20 protein-coding genes and 1 tRNA gene are annotated in these 19,759 nt (G+C 53.5%); 14 read left to right on the forward strand and 7 right to left on the reverse strand.

The window, feature by feature from the left end; translation table 11 throughout:
- Window positions 1-69 precede the first annotated feature (69 nt).
- From rpsP to ABD851_RS12160, 6 genes are all read left to right on the forward strand, one after another.
- Entirely contained in the window at window positions 70-597 is a 528-nt protein-coding gene (gene rpsP, locus ABD851_RS12135) for a 30S ribosomal protein S16 (RefSeq protein ID WP_344979612.1), read from the forward strand.
- A gap of 68 nt (window positions 598-665) precedes the next feature.
- Window positions 666-1,181: a ribosome maturation factor RimM gene (gene rimM / locus ABD851_RS12140; protein ID WP_344979614.1), complete on the forward strand. Its 516-nt coding sequence runs from the start codon at window positions 666-668 to the stop codon at window positions 1,179-1,181.
- A gap of 89 nt (window positions 1,182-1,270) precedes the next feature.
- Window positions 1,271-1,948, forward strand: coding sequence for a tRNA (guanosine(37)-N1)-methyltransferase TrmD (trmD, locus tag ABD851_RS12145; RefSeq protein WP_344979616.1), 678 nt, complete (start codon window positions 1,271-1,273; stop codon window positions 1,946-1,948).
- Window positions 1,949-2,033: 85 nt separating this feature from the next.
- Window positions 2,034-2,381 carry a 50S ribosomal protein L19 gene (rplS, locus tag ABD851_RS12150; protein ID WP_344979618.1) on the forward strand — a complete coding sequence of 116 codons (348 nt, stop codon included), beginning with the start codon at window positions 2,034-2,036 and terminating at the stop codon, window positions 2,379-2,381.
- 171 nt (window positions 2,382-2,552) lie between these two features.
- The gene (locus ABD851_RS12155; RefSeq protein WP_344979621.1) at window positions 2,553-2,813 is read left to right on the forward strand and encodes a Sec-independent protein translocase subunit TatA/TatB; all 261 of its coding nucleotides are present in this window, start codon (window positions 2,553-2,555) and stop codon (window positions 2,811-2,813) included.
- A 253-nt stretch (window positions 2,814-3,066) separates the two neighbouring features.
- A complete protein-coding gene (locus ABD851_RS12160) occupies window positions 3,067-4,257 on the forward strand; it encodes a lytic transglycosylase domain-containing protein (protein ID WP_344979623.1) in 1,191 nt (396 codons plus the stop codon).
- 7 nt (window positions 4,258-4,264) lie between these two features.
- On the opposite strand, the gene ABD851_RS12165 is transcribed toward ABD851_RS12160, so the two are convergent.
- Window positions 4,265-5,458, reverse strand: coding sequence for a phosphoglycerate kinase (locus tag ABD851_RS12165; RefSeq protein ID WP_344979625.1), 1,194 nt, complete (start codon window positions 5,456-5,458; stop codon window positions 4,265-4,267).
- 143 nt (window positions 5,459-5,601) lie between these two features.
- Window positions 5,602-6,615, reverse strand: coding sequence for a type I glyceraldehyde-3-phosphate dehydrogenase (gene gap, locus ABD851_RS12170; RefSeq protein ID WP_344979627.1), 1,014 nt, complete (start codon window positions 6,613-6,615; stop codon window positions 5,602-5,604).
- 248 nt (window positions 6,616-6,863) lie between these two features.
- On the opposite strand from gap, the gene ABD851_RS12175 reads away from it, so the two are divergent.
- The 4 genes from ABD851_RS12175 to ABD851_RS12190 all read left to right on the forward strand — a co-directional run bounded on the left by ABD851_RS12175 (window position 6,864) and on the right by ABD851_RS12190 (window position 10,431).
- Window positions 6,864-6,935, forward strand: a tRNA-Glu gene (locus tag ABD851_RS12175).
- A 271-nt stretch (window positions 6,936-7,206) separates the two neighbouring features.
- Window positions 7,207-8,541: an aspartyl protease family protein gene (locus tag ABD851_RS12180; protein WP_344979629.1), complete on the forward strand. Its 1,335-nt coding sequence runs from the start codon at window positions 7,207-7,209 to the stop codon at window positions 8,539-8,541.
- A 261-nt stretch (window positions 8,542-8,802) separates the two neighbouring features.
- Window positions 8,803-9,195: a VOC family protein gene (locus ABD851_RS12185; RefSeq protein ID WP_344979631.1), complete on the forward strand. Its 393-nt coding sequence runs from the start codon at window positions 8,803-8,805 to the stop codon at window positions 9,193-9,195.
- 60 nt (window positions 9,196-9,255) lie between these two features.
- A complete protein-coding gene (locus ABD851_RS12190) occupies window positions 9,256-10,431 on the forward strand; it encodes an aldose epimerase family protein (protein ID WP_344979633.1) in 1,176 nt (391 codons plus the stop codon).
- A 6-nt stretch (window positions 10,432-10,437) separates the two neighbouring features.
- On the opposite strand, the gene ABD851_RS12195 is transcribed toward ABD851_RS12190, so the two are convergent.
- The gene (locus ABD851_RS12195; protein ID WP_344979635.1) at window positions 10,438-10,707 is read right to left on the reverse strand and encodes a hypothetical protein; all 270 of its coding nucleotides are present in this window, start codon (window positions 10,705-10,707) and stop codon (window positions 10,438-10,440) included.
- A 49-nt stretch (window positions 10,708-10,756) separates the two neighbouring features.
- A complete protein-coding gene (locus ABD851_RS12200) occupies window positions 10,757-12,241 on the reverse strand; it encodes an alpha-amylase (RefSeq protein WP_344979637.1) in 1,485 nt (494 codons plus the stop codon).
- 348 nt (window positions 12,242-12,589) lie between these two features.
- Between ABD851_RS12200 and ABD851_RS12205 the strand changes: the two genes are divergently transcribed.
- Both ABD851_RS12205 and ABD851_RS12210 read left to right on the forward strand, forming a co-directional pair.
- A complete protein-coding gene (locus tag ABD851_RS12205; protein ID WP_344979639.1) occupies window positions 12,590-13,027 on the forward strand; it encodes a PPC domain-containing DNA-binding protein in 438 nt (145 codons plus the stop codon).
- A 126-nt stretch (window positions 13,028-13,153) separates the two neighbouring features.
- Window positions 13,154-15,556, forward strand: a complete 2,403-nt coding sequence (locus tag ABD851_RS12210) for a glycoside hydrolase family 15 protein (RefSeq protein WP_344979641.1) — start codon at window positions 13,154-13,156, stop codon at window positions 15,554-15,556.
- 67 nt (window positions 15,557-15,623) lie between these two features.
- Here ABD851_RS12210 and ABD851_RS12215 read toward each other — a convergent pair whose 3' ends face one another.
- Genes ABD851_RS12215 through ABD851_RS12225 form a run of 3 tightly spaced genes read right to left on the reverse strand, consistent with a single transcriptional unit; the run spans window position 15,624 to window position 17,447 of the window.
- Window positions 15,624-15,809 carry a hypothetical protein gene (locus tag ABD851_RS12215; protein WP_344979643.1) on the reverse strand — a complete coding sequence of 62 codons (186 nt, stop codon included), beginning with the start codon at window positions 15,807-15,809 and terminating at the stop codon, window positions 15,624-15,626.
- A 60-nt stretch (window positions 15,810-15,869) separates the two neighbouring features.
- Window positions 15,870-16,880 (reverse strand): SDR family oxidoreductase, encoded by a 1,011-nt coding sequence (locus ABD851_RS12220; protein WP_344979645.1) that lies wholly within the window; start codon window positions 16,878-16,880, stop codon window positions 15,870-15,872.
- Window positions 16,881-16,907: 27 nt separating this feature from the next.
- The gene (locus ABD851_RS12225) at window positions 16,908-17,447 is read right to left on the reverse strand and encodes a YciE/YciF ferroxidase family protein (protein ID WP_344979647.1); all 540 of its coding nucleotides are present in this window, start codon (window positions 17,445-17,447) and stop codon (window positions 16,908-16,910) included.
- Window positions 17,448-17,840: 393 nt separating this feature from the next.
- Here ABD851_RS12225 and ABD851_RS12230 point away from each other — a divergent pair, with 393 nt between their 5' ends.
- On the forward strand, window positions 17,841-18,716 hold the full coding sequence (locus ABD851_RS12230) for a glucose 1-dehydrogenase (RefSeq protein ID WP_344979649.1): 876 nt from the start codon (window positions 17,841-17,843) through the stop codon (window positions 18,714-18,716).
- Between the two features lie 18 nt (window positions 18,717-18,734).
- Window positions 18,735-19,733, forward strand: a complete 999-nt coding sequence (locus tag ABD851_RS12235) for a Gfo/Idh/MocA family protein (RefSeq protein WP_344979650.1) — start codon at window positions 18,735-18,737, stop codon at window positions 19,731-19,733.
- The last annotated feature ends 26 nt before the right edge of the window (window positions 19,734-19,759 follow it).

Raw genomic sequence — 19,759 nt, forward strand, 5'->3', positions numbered from 1 at the left:
TTGATTTATCTTTTACATTTGCATTCTTTAAAATTATTTGTTCACTCGCAAAAATAATCTCAATTATTTATGCCTGTAAAAATCAGATTACAACGCAAAGGAAGGTCCAAGAGACCCTTCTATTACATCGTGGTAGCGGATGGCCGCTCCCCCAGAGACGGTAAGTTCATTCAGAAGATCGGCACCTACAATCCCCTGACCGTTCCCGCCAGCATCCATCTCGACCGGAACCGGGCGCTGCACTGGCTGCAGAAGGGGGCACAGCCCACCGATACCGTTCGCCGTATCCTTTCCTTTAAGGGTGTTTTATACCTGAAGCACCTGTTGCGCGGCGTGCAGCTGGGCCTGTTCGATGAAAAGACCGCTTTCGAAAAATTCGATAAGTGGAATGCCGAGCACGAAAGGATGGTATTGCAGAGAAGGGAACATCACAAGAAGACCAAGGCTGCCTCGAAGGCCCAGCCGGTAGTGAAAAAGGTGGAAGAGGAAGAAGCTGCTCCTGCCGCCCAGGCGGCGCCCGAAGCGGCCGCTCCTGAAGCCGAAGCTGCCCCTGAAGAAAAGCCGGAAGAAAAGACGTCTGAAGCATCTGCAGAATAAATTGCTATTCAAAATTGTAATGAAGGGCTGTCCCGGCTTAGGCGGGACAGCCTTTTTTAATAAATGCTTTGCCCGGTTATTTTAACATAGGAAAGATCGTGGCCACCCATGGCCTGAAGGGGGAGCTCGTCCTGCAGCACCGCCTGCCGGAGGCCACCGGGCTCAGTCAGGACGACGTGCTTTTTCTGGAAACGAAGAAAGACAGCTTCCTGCCTTATTTTATCACAGCCCTGCGCCCCGGTCAGCGGGAGACGGTCTATCTCCAGCTGGAAGGGATCACCACCCGGGAAAGCGCCCGGACATTGCTGCAAAAGCAGGCCTATCTGGAAGAAGCCCGGTTCCGTCAGCTGGCTGGCTCCGGCTCCTGGCTTTCGCTGCTGGGTTTTATGCTGGAAGACAGCGTCGCCGGGGAGCTGGGTACGGTGGCCGAGATCGTGGAGCTGCCCGGGCAGTGGCTGGCCAAGGTATACCGGCAGGAACGGGAGCTGCTTATCCCGCTCAACGAAAGCACCCTGCAGCAGATCGACCATGCCGGGCAGCGGATCCGCGTAACGCTCCCGGAAGGACTGCTGGACATCTATTGATGATTTGATAATTGGATGATGTGCTGATGATCTTATTATCAAATCATCAAATTTCCAAATCATCAAATTAACTTAAACCCGAACCTGTCATGCGCATCGACATACTCACCGTCCTGCCCGAGCTCCTGGAAGGGCCTTTCTCCCATTCCATCCTGAAAAGAGCCCGGGAGCGGAACCTGCTGGAGGTCCATGTCCATCAGCTCCGGGCCTATACCCCCTATAAGCACGGACAGGTTGACGACACGCAGTTCGGAGGCGGCGCGGGTATGGTCATGATGGTGGAACCCATTGCCCTGGCCATCGAAAGCCTGCAGCAGCAGGTCAGCTATGACGAGATCATTTATCTGACCCCCGACGGGGAGCGGCTCAACCAGCAGATAGCCAACCAGCTTTCCCTTAAAAACAACCTGCTGCTGCTCTGCGGTCATTATAAAGGGGTAGATGAACGTATCCGTCAGCACTTCATTACCCGGGAGATCTCCATCGGCGACTATGTGCTGTCCGGGGGAGAGCTCGCAGCAGCCGTGCTGACCGACGCCATAGGCCGGCTCATTCCCGGCGTGCTCAACAACGAAACATCGGCCCTGACCGACTCCTTCCAGGATAACCTGCTGGCCCCGCCCGTATATACCCGCCCGGCCGAATACCGGGGCTGGAAGGTGCCGGAGGTGCTGCTCTGCGGGGATCCGAAAAAAATCGACGAATGGCGGCACGAACAATCCGTGCTGCGTACACAGGAACGGCGCCCCGACCTGCCGGAGGCCTGATCCAGCGCTGGAAATAATTTTTGAGCCATCCTTGGCTTATTCCGCTTTTTCCCCTACCTTTGCACTCCTTAAAACATCATTCACAATGGATGCAATTGCATTTGTCCACGAGCAGATGACCGGCGATAAGAAATTTCCGGCTTTTAAAGCAGGAGATAACGTAACGGTCAATTACCGTATCGTGGAAGGAAACAAGGAAAGGATCCAATCCTTCAAGGGAGATGTGCTGAAACGGCAGGGAGAAGGCTTTACCACCACTTTTACCGTACGGAAGATCTCCGACGGAGTGGGCGTGGAAAGAACCTTTCCGCTGTACTCCCCCAATATTGAATCCATTGCGCTGAACAAGGTAGGCCGGGTGAACCGCGCCAAGCTGTATTACCTTCGCAGCCGTTTCGGAAAATCAGCCAGGATCAAGGAAAAAAGGGTTTGAATATTTAGTATAGGTGAAATTTTCCAGGGAAAGCGGAGACCAGTTGACGGCTGGTTTCCGTTTTTTTGTTAACGGAATGCTAATCCGGAACGGATAATATCAAAAATATCTTGCTTTATATGGTATTATCCGTAACTTTGAATTTGTACTTTTATTTTTAATTCGAGAATCATGATAAGCGCAGCCTTAAACGCCCAGCCGTTATTGTTTGAAATGCCCAGTGGAATGGAATGGATCATTATTGTGGTTGCCATCCTGGTATTGTTCGGAGGGAGAAAAATCCCTGAATTCATGCGCGGCCTTGGCAAAGGCATCCGTGAGTTCAACGATGCCAAAACCAACGTAAAAAAAGAGATTGAAGACGGGATGAACGAAACGCCCAGTTCCAACCATCAGACCCAGGCCACGGCACAACAGCAAAGCAAGGCATAAACAGGCAGCTTCCCGCAAGCGGGAAGCTGTTAATATCCCACATATTGCCCTCCGGAGGGAGGCTTGTTCTTCTTTTTCATACCCTGTTCAGAAGCGGTTTTTACACTCACTTAAAATAAAAAGCTTATATCGCTCGTTATACGCTACATTATTCCTAAATCATAACTGAAGCGTTGTATTTGCGTCCCGGTTCAGACGGAGTGGGCGTGATTGGTCCTTTTAAATGCCACAACCGCATCTGAAAAAGAGCAACATGCAAAAAACATGTACCGGAGTACTGGTTGCCCTCCTGATAAGCCATGCCGCCTGGGCCCAAACCTCCTCCCCCAAGCAGGTTTCCCTGAAAAATGCTGTAACAGACAGTGTTGCTGTGGCGGCTACGGGTAGCCCCGCAGACGAAGATACGATTGCCATGACCCCGGTCCAGGAACCGGAATCCGGAAGCCTTTCAGAAACCGGCGACGAGCCGGTACCCTCCCTGACCACTACCCCCTTGGCCACCGCTGCGCCATCCGACAGCCTGATGGGCCCGGATGTGGTCGTCGGCAACCTCAATGGGGACATGGTGAGCTATATCAATTCCTATTACAAACACAATACCGGTCATTTCCGGCTGGTCCGGGAAAAAGGAGAATCCTATTTCACGCTTATCGAGCGGGTTTTCAGGGATTATGGCATTCCCGAAGACCTCAAATACCTGGCCGTGATCGAATCCGGGCTCAATACCCGGGTGGTATCCCGCGCCGGGGCCGTAGGTCCCTGGCAGCTGATGGCCGGCACCGCGCGGGTGCTGGGACTTACCGTCAACCGCCGGCACGACGAGCGGCGGGACCTGTACAAGTCCACCCTGGCCGCAGCCAAATACCTGAACCAACTGTATGATATGCTGCACGACTGGGTGCTGGTGGTGGCCGCTTATAACTGCGGGCCGGGCGGCGTCCAGAAAGCCATCAACGCCAGCGGCAGCGACGACTTCTGGCAGCTGAAAAACTTCCTGCCCCACGAATCCAGCAATCATGTGATGAAGTTCCTGGCCACAGCCTATATCATGGACCGCTTTGCGAACTTCTTCGGGATGGACCAGCAGGAGCTGGCCGGGATGCTCTCACCGGTATCCGGCGGCCTTCACTACAGGACCTACACCAACCTGCAATCCCTGAATATCTCCGGGAAATACAGCATGGCGGTTATCGCCAAATACCTGAATATGGACATTGGGGAGCTCAATCATCTCAACCCGGATTTCGGGGAGACCGCCTCGGCCAAGCCCGGGGGACAACAGGGCTTTGACCTCAAGCTGCCGGCAGATAAGATGATGCTTTTTAAGCAAAACAGGGGAACTATCCTGAACGAATCCGTTCAGCTGCTGATGGAGAACAACCAGCGGCAGCTCAGCAGCAACGATGCTGAGGACGAAGGCGATTACGCCCCGCAGGCCGGTTAGCCGCCTCCTACCCTTTTATGGCTGCAATACCCGGCAGCTCCTTTCCTTCAAAATATTCGAGCATGGCGCCTCCGCCTGTGGAGACGTAGCTTACCTTTTCGGCGAGGCCAAACTGGTTCACCGCAGCGACGGAATCCCCGCCGCCGACCAGCGAAAAAGCGCCGGCTGCCGTTGCAGCCGCAACAGCATTGGCTACCGAGCGGGTTCCCTTCTGGAAAGGTTTCATTTCAAAGACACCCATGGGACCGTTCCACAGGATGGTCTTCGAGGCACGGATCACCCCTTCAAAACGGGCGATGGTTTTGTCCGCAATGTCCAGCCCCATCCAGCCCCCGGGGATATGGTCGTTGGATACCACCTGCGTCTGCGCATCTTCGGCAAACTTGTCCGCGATCACCGAATCTTCGGGAATGAGAATCTCCACTCCTTTTTCCCGGGCCTGGTCCATCAGGCTTTGCGCCAGGTCCAGCTTGTCATCTTCGCAAAGCGAGTTGCCGATCTCCCGGCCCATGGCTTTCAGGAAGGTATAGGTCATGCCACCGCCGATGATGATATGATCGGCCCTTTCCATCAGGTTTTTGATGATCTCTATCTTATCCGACACCTTAGCGCCTCCCAGAATGGCCGTAAAGGGACGGGCGGCATCGTGCAGCACCTTTTCCGCATTGGTGACCTCTGCTTCCATAAGCAAGCCGAACATTTTGCGGTCGCCGGGAAAATACCGGGCAATAACGGCGGTGGACGCATGCGCACGGTGCGCGGTGCCAAAGGCATCGTTGACATACACATCTCCCAGCCCGGCCAGCTTTTCGGCAAAGCCCGGATCGCCCTTTTCTTCCTGTTTGTAAAAACGCAGGTTTTCCAGCAGCAGCACTTCCCCGGCCTTCAGCGTCTTTGCCGCTTCCACGGCGCTGTCCCCGATACAGTCGTCGGCAAACTTCACCGGCTGCCCCAGCAGCTCCGACAGATGCGGTACCAAGTGGCGCAGCGAAAATTTTTCCGATGGTCCTTCCTTGGGTCGTCCCAGGTGCGACATCAGGATAACGCTGCCCCCGTCGCCGAGGACCTTCCGGATGGTAGGCACGGCGGCCCGCATACGGGTATCATCGGTGATCTGGTATTGGTCGTTCAGCGGAACGTTAAAGTCCACCCGGATCAGCGCTTTCTGTCCGGAAAAATTATGGGTCTGGAATGTAGACATACGATCAGGAATAGCTTGAAGAAAAGCCCCGGTGAGGCACCGGGGCCGGTTATTATTATTTTATCTTACTGAGCGGTCCGGACAAGCACGGATCACCCCTCTCCGGAATGTATCCGCACGACCCGGACCCGGCGCCGTAACCCCTACCCGATCAGGTGGGCGAAGTATTTCAGGGTACGGACCAGCTGGGATACGTAGCTCATCTCGTTATCATACCAGGAAACCGTTTTCACCAGCTGCTGATCCCCGTTGCCGATCACCTTGGTCTGGGTAGCGTCAAAAAGGGAGCCGAAGGTCATGCCCACGATATCGCTGCTGACGATGAGGTCCTCGTTATAGCCGAAGCTTTCATTGGCGGCAGCCTTCATAGCGGCATTCACTTCATCTGCAGTCACCTTTTTGTTAAGCACGCAGGTCAGCTCGGTCAGGGATCCGGTGATAACAGGCACGCGCTGGGCGGCGCCGTCAAGCTTTCCTTTCAGCTCGGGCAGTACCAGGCCGATGGCCTTGGCAGCGCCGGTGCTGTTGGGAACAATGTTTACCGCTGCCGCACGGGCCCGGCGCAGATCGCCTTTGGGATGCGGGGAATCCTGCGTGTTCTGGTCGTTGGTATAGGCGTGTATGGTAGTCATAAGCCCGGAAACGATGCCAAAGCTATCGTTCATCACCTTGGCCATGGGGGCCAGACAGTTTGTGGTACAGGAGGCGCAGGAGATGATGGACTCGCTGCCGTCCAGGATATCGTGGTTTACGTTGAACACGATGGTCTTCAGATCGCCGGTAGCCGGTGCGGAGATCACTACCTTTTTGGCGCCTGCGGTAAGATGGGCGGAGGCCTTATCCTTGTCGGCGAAGAAACCGGTACATTCCAGCACTACGTCCACGTCATGCTGTTTCCAGGGAATCTCAGCCGGGTTTTTATGCGCATAGATCTTGATGTCCTCTCCCGCTACGACGATAGAGTTATCCGTAGCCTTCACCTCTTTTCCAAAACGTCCCTGGGCGGTGTCATATTTAAGCAGGTGGGCAAGTACGGCAGGACTGGTGAGGTCATTGACCGCCACTACCTCTATGCCTTCCATATTATAGATCTGGCGATACACAAGGCGGCCGATACGGCCGAAACCATTGATTCCTATTTTTACATTCGTTGCCATTGTTAAAAAGAGCCTTTTGGTGAGTGAGAAATAACATTTCGTCCTGCAAATTTACGCGGAAATACACGATTTGGCAATTTAAAATTTAAGGTGGAAAGCCGCAGGATACGGATTCTCCCGGAAAATGCCCGGCGCGGGAAAGGCGGCCCCGGGACGGCCTCACAGGCAAGAGAATTTTAACTGCAGGGGCATATTTTTTTTGAAAATAAAAGCAGGAAGCTTACCTTTGCCATCCCTTACCGGGACCTGCCGCGTTGGTCAAGGGGTTAAGACGCATCCCTTTCACGGATGAATCACGGGTTCGATTCCCGTACGCGGTACATAAGGAAACATTCTATTATGAATGTTTCCTTTTTTTATGCCAAAAACCTATGACAGACCAGGAACATAAAGTCGGATAGGCCATTGACTGTTTCAGACCCACTCAACATAGGCTTATTTTAACTTTCTACAATTCGCTGAATAATGTCTAATACTTGCATACCTGCCGATCAGATGCTCAAAGAAAGTTAATCGCCCCCGGATGTTTCACAGCAGCTGCCGATGGTAAGCATACACCTCCTGTAGGACTTTATTCATTAACTTTAGCTTATGAAAACAATTGGCACCTGCACGGGGATCTCCGGAAGGCTCACCTGGCTGGTATGCTGCCTGTGTTTGGGCTGCCTGTCGTTTAAAAGCTTTAGTCAGCCCTCCAGAGAAAAAGCAACAAAGGGAGAGGAATTGAGGTTGCTTTATAAAAGCAAATCGCTTTTCAAACTGAATCTACAATTTGCAAAATACCAAAATGACCTTTCGGAAAAAGACCGGTTATTTTATCGATCAATCCTGGACAACGCCTTTAATCGTTGTATTCAATCAAATCAAGATATTGCAGCGCTAAGAAAAACCTATGAGGATCTGCTGCCTGACAGCACAGCAAAGGAACTGTTTAACATAGAAGCGGACAACTTTATAAAGCTATACCAGTACAAGGCGGCAGCTATGTGCTACACCAAATTGGCGGCAAAGTACAAAACGCCGGCAGATAGCGCTGCGCTTGCCGATATAGAAAATTCAAAAGCTTTATGGGGAGCCATTTCAGACGTTCCACCGCAGGAAATTACCGTTCTGAAAACGACAACCGTTACCTGGAAAAAAGACAAAATAGGCTTATTGCAAATCCCTGTAGTTCATCATGAGGACTCCTGTTTTCTTGTGTTCGATACCGGAGCAAATCTTTCCGTCATCACGAAAACCGCAGCCAGGAAGCTGGGAATGAGAATATATCCGGTAAAATTGGATCTGGCAAGCGGTACAACCGGTCAATTGGTCCAGTCGTCCCTGGCGGTGGCAGATAGCTTATATCTGGGGGGTATGTTAATCAAAAACGCCGTCTTCCTTTTGTTGCCCGATGAGATGCTCTATTTCAAGCACGGAGACTATAGCCAGGAAGGGATTATTGGCGAGCCGGTCATGGCACAGCTTAAAGAGATAAATATTCATCAGGATGGTCGGCTTGAAATTCCTTTACATCCATCCAAAAGTCATTTCCAAAATCTGGCGTTGGACGGCCTGATGCCCATCGCTGATTTTACCGTGCAAAAAGACAGCTTACCCTTCCGTTTTGATACGGGCGCTGGTTCCTCTGTTTTGTATCATCCTTACTTTGACAGGTATAGAAAAGAGGTTGTGCAAAACGGCGCCCCTTACAAGCTAAAGACCAATGGTGTCGGCGGAACAATAACCGAATCCGACGCTTATACAATCAGGAATTTTTCGATCGGCATAGCCAACCATTCAACCACGCTATCCAAAATTAACGTCAGAACCGGTCCGGTCGGAGCTGAGAAGGATGTTTTTTATGGCAACCTGGGGTTGGACGCCATCGGACAATTTAACACTTTAACCATCAATTTTGAAAGTATGTTTATTGATGTGCATTAAACGCCACCGATCGCCAATCCAATTTTTACACCGATAATATTCCATTTAAAGAATCCTCTTCCGCCCTCATAGGGGTGACTCCCGGTATTTATCTATTCAGCCAGCATTCCACAGCTGTGACAGCCCCTCTTTTCCGTCAGCGGATCTGTCCCGGGAACGGGCAGCGCCGCTATCTTCCTGCCCGATATTTTATAATAGTGTATATTTATCAGGCAAAAGGAAGAAAAGGAACCTGGTTATGAACCCGAAAAACACGAACCTATGCTAAACTCCACTGACGCTTTCAGCAGCTTTTCGGTAAACGACCTGCGGCAAGCCAAAACATTTTACGGCCAGACGCTGGGGGTTGCGCTTTCGGAAACGCCCGAAGGACTGGCCCTGTCCGTACCGGGAGGCGGAAAAGTATTTATCTACCCGAAACCCAACCATACGCCGGCTACCTTTACCGTACTCAACTTTCAGGTAAATGATCTTGAAAAAACGGTCGATGGCCTTATAGCGGCCGGCATCCGCTTCGAGCAGTACAGCGGCGAACTGCAGACGGACGAAAAAGGTATTTTCCATGGCTCCCGTTCGAATCAGGGACCCGACATCGCCTGGTTTAAAGATCCTGCCGGCAATATTTTATCGGTGGTGCAGGTCAAACAAGGCTGATCTTCCTCTGTTTAAAAACCGCAATCCGCTATTCCCTCACGCTATATCCAAATATTCCGAATGACTGCACTCAGCACCCTCTCCTGCCTGCCGATAGCCATATGTCTGGCCATGATCACCGCCTGCTCCTCTCCTGCCGGGCAAAACAGCAACCCGCCGGCCGATGACACCACAATGGCAAGCCTACCGGAAGCCGCCGCCTTCCGGGATACCGTAGCCGGGAAAGAAACCGGCCTTTTTGTTTTAAAAAACGCTGCCGGCATGGAGGCTGCCGTCACCAATTACGGCGGAAGACTGGTGAGCCTGCTGGTACCCGATAAAGCAGGCAATATGGTGGATGTGGTAGTGGGATACGACAGCCTGCAGTCCTACCTCGGAGGGGGCGATTCCTATTTCGGAGCGCTCGTCGGCCGTTACGGGAACCGTATCGCACACGGACAGTTTTCCCTGGACGGGAAAACATATCGCCTCGCCACCAATAACGGACCGAATCACCTGCACGGCGGCAAAAAGGGATTTTCGAAACAGGTATGGGATGTCCTGGAGCGGACTGATTCCTCGCTAACCCTGCATTATCGCTCTAAAAACGGGGAAGAAGGCTACCCTGGCAACCTCGATGTGAAGGTGGTGTATACCCTCGGTGATGACAATGCTTTAAAGATCGGTTATGAAGCCTCCACAGACCAGCCTACCATCGTCAATCTCACCAACCATTCCTATTTTAATCTGAACGGACAGGGCAACGGTACCATTACCAACCATATCCTGCAGATCAATGCAGACCGGTACACGCCGGTAGACTCTACCCTGATCCCGACAGGACAGCTTCAAAACGTAACCGGCACTCCTTTTGATTTCAGGAAGCCCACCGTCATCGGCGCCAGGATGAACGCTCCGGACCAGCAGCTGAAATACGGGAAGGGCTATGACCACAATTTCGTGCTGAACGGGGAGCCGGGCGCCCTGAAGCATGCGGCCACCGTTACCGGAGACCTGTCGGGCATTGTAATGGAAGTATATACCCGCGAGCCGGGGGTGCAATTTTACACAGGCAATTTCATGGGCGGCGCTCATACCATCAAGGGCGGAAAAAAAGACGGCCACCAGACCGCCTTCTGCCTGGAGACCCAGCACTTCCCGGATTCTCCCCACCAGCCCTCTTTTCCGACCACCGTCCTGCGGCCGGGAGACACTTACCGCACGGAAACCGTCTTCCGCTTTCCGGCGGAGCCGTAAAGCCGCTCAGGAGGCTTCCTCACCAGGGGCGGTATCCTGCTCCCGGAGCGCAGCCACCAGCGCATTAAAATAATCAACGAGCAGCGCATCGATCTGGTGCTCGGAATTATAATCATTGTTTTCCCTGAAGATGGTCATCTGCTTTCCGAACTTTTGTACGATGGAAGGATCGACCGGCCGCACCACATAATCGGTACGGGAAGCCGAAACCGACTTTACGACTTTTGCGCTGTGTTCCGAATTATCGTACCGGAACGAAATGGTAAATTCTATCATCGTCTGAAAAGATACGTTTTATTCAAAACAAAAAATAGTGCCTTTGTGTTCAGCCTTCCGGTATCCAGACGGCTATGGAGCCGGCATTTACCGGAAAAGACGCCCGCCCTTCTGCATCTGCAGTCACCTTGTCCTGGCGATTGCCGGTAATATCGTTGAATGTTTTTCCGGCATGGTGCTTCCCGGTTTCCATTTCCTTTACGCCTTCCCCGGCATTGGAGAGCAGAACGGCACAACCGCTGTTCTTGCCGGGCTCCCCTTCCCTGACCCACCCTATGGTATGGGGATCGTCAAAATAATCCTTTTGCAGACCATAGGCATATTCCCTGCGGGCCTGCAATAACTTCTCCAGCCCGGGACAGGGATCCAGCTCAGCGGCATGCACCTTGCCGTCCGGCATTTTATCGTGGTAAGCCGCCCCGTAGAGATCAGGGAAGAAAACGCAGGGATACCCGCCCTCCCGGAGCAGGATCAATGCATAAGCATGAGGCCGAAACCAGCTTTCTGTGTGAGAATCGAACTGCCGCAGCGGCTGCGTATCGTGGTTGTCCACAAAGGTTACACTGTGACCGGGGTCCGTCTTTACCAGCGCATGATCAAAGATCTTCCGGAGATCATACCGGGCGCCTTCATGGGAAGCCTTGCTGAAGTTATGATGCAGGGGAGTATCAAACAGGGACATGCCTCCTTCCGTAGCTTTGATGTAGCTCAGCATGGGGTCGATGTTCTCCGACTTCCAGTACTCCCCTACCGCAAACAGCTCCTTTCCGCTGGTCGCTCTCAGATGAGCGAGCCAGTCCCGGTAGAAAGAAGCCGGCATATGTTTCACAGCATCCAGGCGAAAGCCGTCCACTTCCGTATTTTGCAGGTACCATACGCCCCATTTCCCGAGCTCCTCCCGCACCGCGGGATTCCGGAATTCGATATCCGAAAGCATCAGGTAGTCAAAATTGCCCTTTTCCTCCTCGATGAGGTCTTCCCACTCCGATCCGTATTCGTTCAGTATTTTATAGACCCCGTACTCGCCTGTGTTTTCGTCTCTTCCCACACCGCTAAAGCAATGAAAGTCCCAGATGAAGCTGGAATATTTACCCTGCCGCCCCGGAAAGGTAAATTTCGTACGGGCTTTGATCTTATAGGGATCGCTGATCACCTTTTTGCGGTTTTCCGGATCTACCTTATGTACGGATACTTCCTCCATCTCATCAGCGCCGCCCTTATGATTTAGAATAATATCCGCATACACCGACATATGCTGTTCATGAAACGCCCGTATGGCCTCCAGGTATTCGCCCCGGGTGCCGAACATCGTAGCGACGGAACCTTTCTGATCAAATTCCCCGAGATCATACAGATCATAGCAGTCATATCCGAAAGAGCGATGGCCTTCGCTTCCCTTACAGGCCGGCGGCAGCCACACCGCCGTAATGCCCAGTCGCGCCAGATGCGCAGCCTCCCGGGCCGCATGCTCCCAGAGACGATGCTCCGGCGGGTAATACCAATGGAAAAACTGGAACAATGTTTTGTTTCTCATAAAGCCGCTCTTAACATTTCAGCATCCGACAATAAATCCGTTCCCGGCTCCGGCAGCCTGCTTCCCGACCGCGGTGCTTCAATCCTCATGCTGCCTCGGGTATCCACACCGTGACCGGCTAACCGCTGACGAATGCCAATGACCTAACACAAATAACCGACCAATACCGGGACGCAGGTTCCTGACTGCGATCCCGCTGCGTCTGCCGACAGAAACTGTGGATTTTTTTGCTCAGTGGACACCGGCCATCAGAAGGAATCCCCCGTATGGGAGGGGTTTGTTTTCCGGTATGATAATTTCATGATAAAGGACAGCGCTACTCTCTCTTGTTTAAGAAAAAAAACGATCATGAAGTCCAAGCTTATCAACAGTACCGGGCAGATAACCTACGTCCTCATTTTCGATAAAGGGGATGAAGTAGCGGCAGGTATCTTAAGCTTTGCGGAGGAGCACAACATAAGCGCTGCCAGCTTCACCGCCATCGGCGCCTTCAGCGATGCGTTGCTCGGTTTTTTTGATTTTTCTTCAAAAGATTATAAAAAGATCCCCATGCCCGGGCAGACGGAGGTGCTTGCCTTAACCGGAGATATTGCCCAGCAGGATGGCAAGCCCAAAATACATGCCCACGTGGTACTGGGGAAGCCGGACGGTGCTGCCTACGGAGGGCATCTTCTCGAGGCGCATGTGGATCCTACCCTGGAGGTGATCCTCATACAATCTCCCGCCTATCTGCAGCGAAAAACGGATAAAAGAACCGGACTGGGCCTGATCACGCTGCCATCGTAAGATAACGTGTGTGATCACGAACTTGCCCCACACGAAAACTGCGCCGGATCGCCGGCAGCTGCCGTGCGGCATAATAAATCCAGCTGCCGTCAAACCTATTTGTCAACAACGGAAACAGAAAAAGATATGACAGGAAAATGGTTAAAAGCACCCGGGTCGCCGGGCATTCCCGCCCGCTGGACCTCCAGCGCCAAATCGGGCCTTGGCAAGGCCATAAATGCAGCCTCCGATGTCAGCTTCACCGTCAGCCACGGCATTATCAACGAGATCTATTTCCCCTGGGAAGACGTGGCCTGCACACGCGATATGGGTCTGATCGTAACCGATCGAAAAACATTTTTTTCAGAAGAGAAAAGACATGCCGAGCACCGGATAAAAATGATAGGCGACGGCCTACCGGCTTACCGCATAACGAATACCTGCCTCAAAAAACGTTACCGCATCGTAAAGGAGGTAATGACGGATACCATCCGGAACACGCTCGTGCAACGCGTTAGCTTCCGGGCTTTAAAAGGAAAGATCAGCGATTACGGGCTATATGTATTGTTAGCCCCGCACCTGGGCAATCAGGGGTCGGAAAATTCGGGCTGGTGCGGAGATTACAAAGGCGTATCCATGTTGTTCGCCCGCCGGGACAACCTCACCCTGGCGTTGGCCTGCTCTTCTCCCTGGAAAAAACAGTCCGTAGGTTTTGTAGGTTTTTCCGACGGATGGCAAGATCTCATGCAGCATAAGCAGATGGAATGGGAATACCGCAATGCAGGCCCGGGCAATATAGCCCTGACGGCCCAAGCGGACCTGGAAGCATCCGGCGGGGAGCTCCTGATCGCCCTCGGCTTCGGATATACCGAAAACGAGGCCGCGCATTATGCCCGCGGCAGCATCCTGTCCGGGTTTGACGAAATCCGGGAAGCCTATCTCGGGGAATGGCGGAGCTGGCAGAAAAGCTTCTCACCCCCGAAGCCGGCCGGCAGTCCGGCGGGAAAGCTTTTCCGTATCAGCGCTTCCGTGCTGCGGATACACGAGGCAAAGCGGGCCAGAGGCGGTATTATCGCCAGCATGTCCGTTCCCTGGGGAGAAGCCAAGGGTGATGAGGACATCGGCGGCTATCATCTGGTATGGCCACGCGATCTCGTGGAATCATCCGGCGGCCTGCTGGCGCTCAACGCAAAGCAGGACACCCTGCGCATCCTCACTTATCTGATGGTGACTCAGGAAGCAGACGGGCACTGGGCGCAGAATATGTGGCTGGAAGGCACTCCGCACTGGAAAGGGATACAGATGGACCAGGTGGCGCTGCCCATCCTGCTGATCGATCTCTGCAGGCAAAATCATGTGCTGAAGCCGGCGCGGATACACCGGTACTGGCATACGGTGAAAAAAGCCCTTTCTTACCTGGTTCAGAACGGCCCCTATACAGAGCAGGACAGGTGGGAAAGAGCGGGAGGGCTCTCGCTTTTCACCCTTGCCGCAGAGATCGCCGCGCTGCTGGCCGGCGCAGATTTCGCCGAAGAAAACAATGAGCCTGCCATGGCCGCTTATTGCCGGGAAACGGCCGATTGCTGGAATGCCCATATCGAACGGTGGACGTATATAACGGATACGGACATATCCAGATCATCCGGCGTGGAAGGTTATTACATCCGCCTGAACCCTACCGGCGCCGATATGGAAGCGTTGCGGGATCAGCGCGTACGGGTGGAAAATCATCCGGAGGAAAGCAGTACGGTACTGCTGAGCGAACTGATCAGTCCTGACGCCCTGGCGCTGGTACGTTTCGGGCTGAGAGCGCCGGACGATCCGCATATATGCAATACCGTGCGCATGATCGATAAATACCTGAAGGTAGATACCCCTACCGGCCCCTGCTGGCACCGCTATACACACGACGGCTACGGCGAGCATGAAGACGGAAGTCCCTACGACGGTACCGGTATCGGACGGGCATGGCCGCTGCTGACCGGCGAACGCGCACATTATGAAATAGCTGCCGGAAATATAGAAGGCGCGCGGGAGCTGGCCAAAACCATGGAATCTTTTTCACATAACGGGCTTTTCCCCGAACAGATATGGGATGCTGCCGACATACCGGACCGGGAGCTTTTCTTTGGAAAATACAGCGGATCGGCCATGCCCCTGGTTTGGGCGCATGCCGAATATATCAAGCTATGCCGCTCATTGAAGCAGCGGAAAGTATTTGACATGCCCAGGCATGCCCGGGAGCGTTATCTGCATAACCAGCGCCCTTCAGCGGTGGAAATATGGCGTTTTGAACGCCCCCTGGAAAAAATAAATAAGAACAGCATACTGCGTATCGAAACGCATGCCCCCGCCCGCATACACTGGTCTGCAGACGGATGGCAAACTACGCAGGATGCCCTTACACAGTATACGGGACTCGGAATATATTTTGCAGATTTTCCGGGAAATGCCATTACCGGTCCGGCCCTGGTGTTTACTTTTTACTGGATGGATGCAGATCGCTGGGAGCATAAAGACTTCGCTGTGGAAATCATAGCCGACCCCTGAAAAACCCTTCTGCAGGCTTTCTACATGCCTGTCTTGCGTCAGCCCCCGGCTTGCAGGCCGTAAAAAATCATATCGTATTTTCCGGACCGGTGGTTGCCGTGTTTTCCGGACCGCCAGGGGTTGTGTTCTCGGGGCCCACAGGATCGCCCCGGTTTGTTCGCCTGCTCTTCCTGGCCTTTAACACTTTTGTACCCAGCCATACAAAGATGATGACAAGCAATACGACGACAATAGTACCGAAGGTAAAGAACATGGTTTCCGTTTTTAAAGGATTATCTTTCTTCCGGGAACGCTCCCCGGAAAGAAGGCGGCTTTAGTATATGAAAATAAAGATCAGTACAATGATTACCGTGAGACATATCGCCCAGTCTATTTTATTGCGGTGCATGCTGACCCATAAAAGCGGGCTTCGGCCTGCGGCTTCCCTCCCGAAAGTACCGTGCGCTCCTTCATCTCCGGGTAACGGGGTCCAAAGATTGGTCCTCTCCTTACGGTCCCGGCCGGCTGGCTCGGCGGTCTGCTGTCCATCGTAGCCGGATCGCGCGAGAACGCGGTCGAGGAAGCCAGGGGCTATCCGGTTACCGATAATAGAGGCAAAGGTCGGCGCGCCTACCCAGACCGACCGCCTTTTATGCAGCGCGGCATAGACGATGGCGCGCGCAGCTATTTCGGGCTGATATATTTTACCCATCGGCTTCGGCAGGCGGGGCAGCCGGGTTTTGACCCATCCGAACTGCGGCGTGTTCATCGCCGGCAGCTGCACCATTACGGCCCGCACGCGCGACTTATCGTGGATCAGCTCACAACGCAGCGAATCGAAAAAACCCTCAATACCATGCTTGGCACCGCAATAGGCGGATTGCAGCGGGATGCCCCGGTATGCCAGGGCAGACCCCACCAGCACGATCACACCCGAATTTCGCGGGAGCATCCGCTTCAGCGCGGCCATCGTTCCGTAGACCTGACCCAGGTAGGTAACGGCCGTAACACGGTTGAACTCTTCCGCCGTAATCTCCTTCAGGGGAGAAAAAACGCTGACCATCGCATTGTTTACCCACACGGCAACCGGCCCCAGCTCCGCCTCTATTCTGGCGGCAGCCTCCTCCACCTGCACGGCGTCGCCGACATCCACCGCCAGCGCTATTGCCCGCCGCCCCAGCTGCACGACCTCCGCCCGCGCATCTTCCAGCCCTTCCGTGCCGCGAGCCAGCAAAGCTATATCCGCTCCTGCCGACGCAAAGGCACGGGCAACGGCCCGTCCTACCCCGGCGGAGGCACCCGTCACTACTACTACCTCCCCTGTTAAATTCTTCCCTGCATTCATGTAAGCCGTCGTGTTTCCCGCAGGGGATTACTCCTGCTGAAGGGCCTGCTCATTAATGTCACTTTCGGCAAGCGCCGTTAGTTTCTTATCCGCTTCCTTTTCTTCCTCAAGCGTAGCGCCCAGCAGCATGGCCACCTCGCCATGTCCCATCATTTCCGCAAAGGTCTGCAGGCTGCCATAGGAAGCGATCTCATAATGCTCCACCTTTTGGGCAGCCATGATGATAGCGGCATCCCTGACAGCGGTGCCCTTATCCGTTTCGTCAATAATGTCGCTGGCCTCCCGGATCAAGCCCGCCATTGCTTTACACTTCTTTTCTTTCGGATTTTCGTCGAGCATGATAAAGATGTTGTTCAGCCGCGATACCTGCCCCATCGTCTCTTCAAGATGATCATTGATCAGCTGTTTGACTTCGGGAGAGGTGGCTGCTTCCACCATCTCGGGCAAAGACTCTACCAGATGATTTTCTGCCCAATACATGTCCTGAAGCGCCAGCAGAAAAAACCGGTGCAGCGGCAACTCTTTCATTTCGGGGGTAACTGTCGAACCTGTGTGCTGTGTGTCCATAATATGTTGTTTTTTAAAATGACCAATATCCCTACCGGTTAAAATTTAATGCCAAAAGAACCCTCCCGGACCGCGCTGAACGGAATAAAATCTGCCCGTTCCCAGCCGGCGCTCCGTAATCAAAGCCAGGAACGAAACACAAGCGCTTCACCCGACCGGCCTTCAGGAAAAATCCCGGCGATCAAAATCGGAACGCTGTCTTCTTCCTGAGGGGATATTTTCCGGCAAGGGGATATTTTTCTACGTGCCGCTTTGCAAACGTGGAAATAAAAGCCCGCCGGAGCCGCTTTCGCCAGCCCTGCGAGAAATATTGGTATAGCTTTTGGACCTCCGAGTATAAGCAAGGGAGCAACGTTATAAAACAAAACTTATTAAATCATAAAACGACAGCAAATGGAACCCACACCCATGGACGATACGCAGCGCCCTCCGCAGGAGCAGGATCAGCAGCCGGGCCTTCAGCACGAAATGGATCCCGAGCCCGTATCCGAGAAAAGTCCTTCCTTGTATTCGGGAGAGCAAAAGCTGTCCGGTAAGACCGCCATCGTCACCGGCGGCGACAGCGGCATAGGACGCGCTGTGGCCGTAGCCTTTGCCGAGGCGGGGGCGCATGTTGTAGTGGCCTATCTCGATGAGCAGGAAGATGCGGAAAAAACAGCGCGGATGGTGGAAGAAAAAGGAGCCAAGGTATTGCTCGTCCCCGGCGATGTAGGCGAGCCGGAGCATTGCAGCAAGATCGTAGACAAGGCAATAATGACTTTCGGCAGCATAGATGTGCTGGTGAACAATGCCGGGGTGCAATACCCGCAGGAAAACATCGGCGACATCTCTCCTGAACAGCTTCTAAAAACTTTCCGTACCAATATCTTCTCCCAGTTTTACCTCGTACAGGCTGCACTTCCACACATGAAAAAGGGAAGCTGCATCATCAATACCGCTTCCGTCACCGCTTACAAGGGCAGCCCGCAGCTGCTGGATTACTCGGCCACCAAAGGGGCCATTGTTTCCTTTACCCGTTCTCTTTCGATAGCGCTGGCGGAAAAAGGCATACGGGTGAATGCGGTAGCGCCGGGTCCGATATGGACGCCGCTGATTCCGGCTACCTTCCCGGCGGAAAAGGTAGCCAAATTCGGGCATGACGTACCCATGAAACGGGCCGGAGAGCCTGCAGAAGTAGCGCCCTGCTACCTCTTTCTGTCCACAGACGCTTCCAGTTATATCAGCGGACAGGTATTGCACCCCAATGGAGGGGAAGTCGTTAACGGATAATATTACATCGTCACCAAGATGGATCAGGAGCTAAAATGGGGCATCGTCGGGCCCGGTAAAATTGCCCGGGCTTTTGTACAGGATCTTGCGCGGGCGGACGATCGCCCGCACCGGGTAACGGCGGTCATGTCCCACCACCTGAACGACGCGGAGGAATTTGCCGCAAAGCATGGTATTCCGTATTTCTTTGACAGCCTCAAAGCCATGCTGTCCACTGCCCCGCCGGACATCGTATACATCGCTACGCCCCATGCGGCGCATTACAGCCAGACAATGGAATGTCTGGAACGGGGTATTCCCGTACTGTGTGAAAAACCGCTGGCCCTCAACCTGCGCCAGGCCGAAGAGATGATCACGACCGCGCGCATGCACGGAACGTTTCTCCTTGAAGGCATGTGGATCCGCTTTCTGCCCAGCCTCCGGAAAGTGCTGGAGCTGCTGCAGCAGGGCGTGATCGGGAAAGTCAACGGCGTGGTGGCCGATATGAGCTACAAGGCACCGAGAGATCAAAAAAACCGATTTTACAATCCTGCGCTGGGTGGCGGCTCCCTGCTGGACCTGGGCATATATCCCGTTTACCTGGCCCTGCTGATCCTGGGGGAGCCCGTTTACCTCAAAGCTACCGCCAGCCTCAGCGCCGAACAGATCGACGAGGGCTGCATGATCATTTTAAAATATACCGGCGGAGCCTATGCGCTGCTGCAATCCTCTATCGTAAAAGAAACCGAAAAGCAGGCCCGTCTGTATGGCGAAAAAGGGTTTATCACCATACAGACGCCCTGGAACGAAAAGCCCGCCGGCATTACTGTGACCCTTTATCACGGCGAATCGCAGACCTATCCCTGCACATGGGAAGGACGAGGATTTCAGTATGAGATCGCCGAAGCGGGGCGATGCCTCTCCGCCGGCAAAACAGAAAGCGATCTTCACAATCATGCTATCAGCCTCAGCCTGATGTCCCTGCTGGATGACATAAGAGCCCAGGCCCATATCCGGTATCCCGCCGATGAGCGGTAGACAGAAAACGTATGTTCGTTTCCGTT

The organism is Compostibacter hankyongensis, from assembly GCF_039541075.1.
GTDB lineage: Bacteria > Bacteroidota > Bacteroidia > Chitinophagales > Chitinophagaceae > Compostibacter > Compostibacter hankyongensis.

Bases quoted from the DNA above. Each gene is read 5' to 3' on its own strand.
- rpsP (WP_344979612.1), top strand. From the start codon at position 70: ATGCCTGTAAAAATCAGATTACAACGCAAAGGAAGGTCCAAGAGACCC.
- trmD (WP_344979616.1), top strand. From the start codon at position 1,271: ATGCGCATCGACATACTCACCGTCCTGCCCGAGCTCCTGGAAGGGCCT.
- rplS (WP_344979618.1), top strand. From the start codon at position 2,034: ATGGATGCAATTGCATTTGTCCACGAGCAGATGACCGGCGATAAGAAA.
- ABD851_RS12155 (WP_344979621.1), top strand. From the start codon at position 2,553: ATGATAAGCGCAGCCTTAAACGCCCAGCCGTTATTGTTTGAAATGCCC.
- ABD851_RS12160 (WP_344979623.1), top strand. From the start codon at position 3,067: ATGCAAAAAACATGTACCGGAGTACTGGTTGCCCTCCTGATAAGCCAT.
- ABD851_RS12165 (WP_344979625.1), bottom strand. From the start codon at position 5,458: ATGTCTACATTCCAGACCCATAATTTTTCCGGACAGAAAGCGCTGATC.
- gap (WP_344979627.1), bottom strand. From the start codon at position 6,615: ATGGCAACGAATGTAAAAATAGGAATCAATGGTTTCGGCCGTATCGGC.
- ABD851_RS12180 (WP_344979629.1), top strand. From the start codon at position 7,207: ATGAAAACAATTGGCACCTGCACGGGGATCTCCGGAAGGCTCACCTGG.
- ABD851_RS12185 (WP_344979631.1), top strand. From the start codon at position 8,803: ATGCTAAACTCCACTGACGCTTTCAGCAGCTTTTCGGTAAACGACCTG.
- ABD851_RS12190 (WP_344979633.1), top strand. From the start codon at position 9,256: ATGACTGCACTCAGCACCCTCTCCTGCCTGCCGATAGCCATATGTCTG.
- ABD851_RS12195 (WP_344979635.1), bottom strand. From the start codon at position 10,707: ATGATAGAATTTACCATTTCGTTCCGGTACGATAATTCGGAACACAGC.
- ABD851_RS12200 (WP_344979637.1), bottom strand. From the start codon at position 12,241: ATGAGAAACAAAACATTGTTCCAGTTTTTCCATTGGTATTACCCGCCG.
- ABD851_RS12205 (WP_344979639.1), top strand. From the start codon at position 12,590: ATGAAGTCCAAGCTTATCAACAGTACCGGGCAGATAACCTACGTCCTC.
- ABD851_RS12210 (WP_344979641.1), top strand. From the start codon at position 13,154: ATGACAGGAAAATGGTTAAAAGCACCCGGGTCGCCGGGCATTCCCGCC.
- ABD851_RS12215 (WP_344979643.1), bottom strand. From the start codon at position 15,809: ATGTTCTTTACCTTCGGTACTATTGTCGTCGTATTGCTTGTCATCATC.
- ABD851_RS12220 (WP_344979645.1), bottom strand. From the start codon at position 16,880: ATGAATGCAGGGAAGAATTTAACAGGGGAGGTAGTAGTAGTGACGGGT.
- ABD851_RS12225 (WP_344979647.1), bottom strand. From the start codon at position 17,447: ATGGACACACAGCACACAGGTTCGACAGTTACCCCCGAAATGAAAGAG.
- ABD851_RS12230 (WP_344979649.1), top strand. From the start codon at position 17,841: ATGGAACCCACACCCATGGACGATACGCAGCGCCCTCCGCAGGAGCAG.
- ABD851_RS12235 (WP_344979650.1), top strand. From the start codon at position 18,735: ATGGATCAGGAGCTAAAATGGGGCATCGTCGGGCCCGGTAAAATTGCC.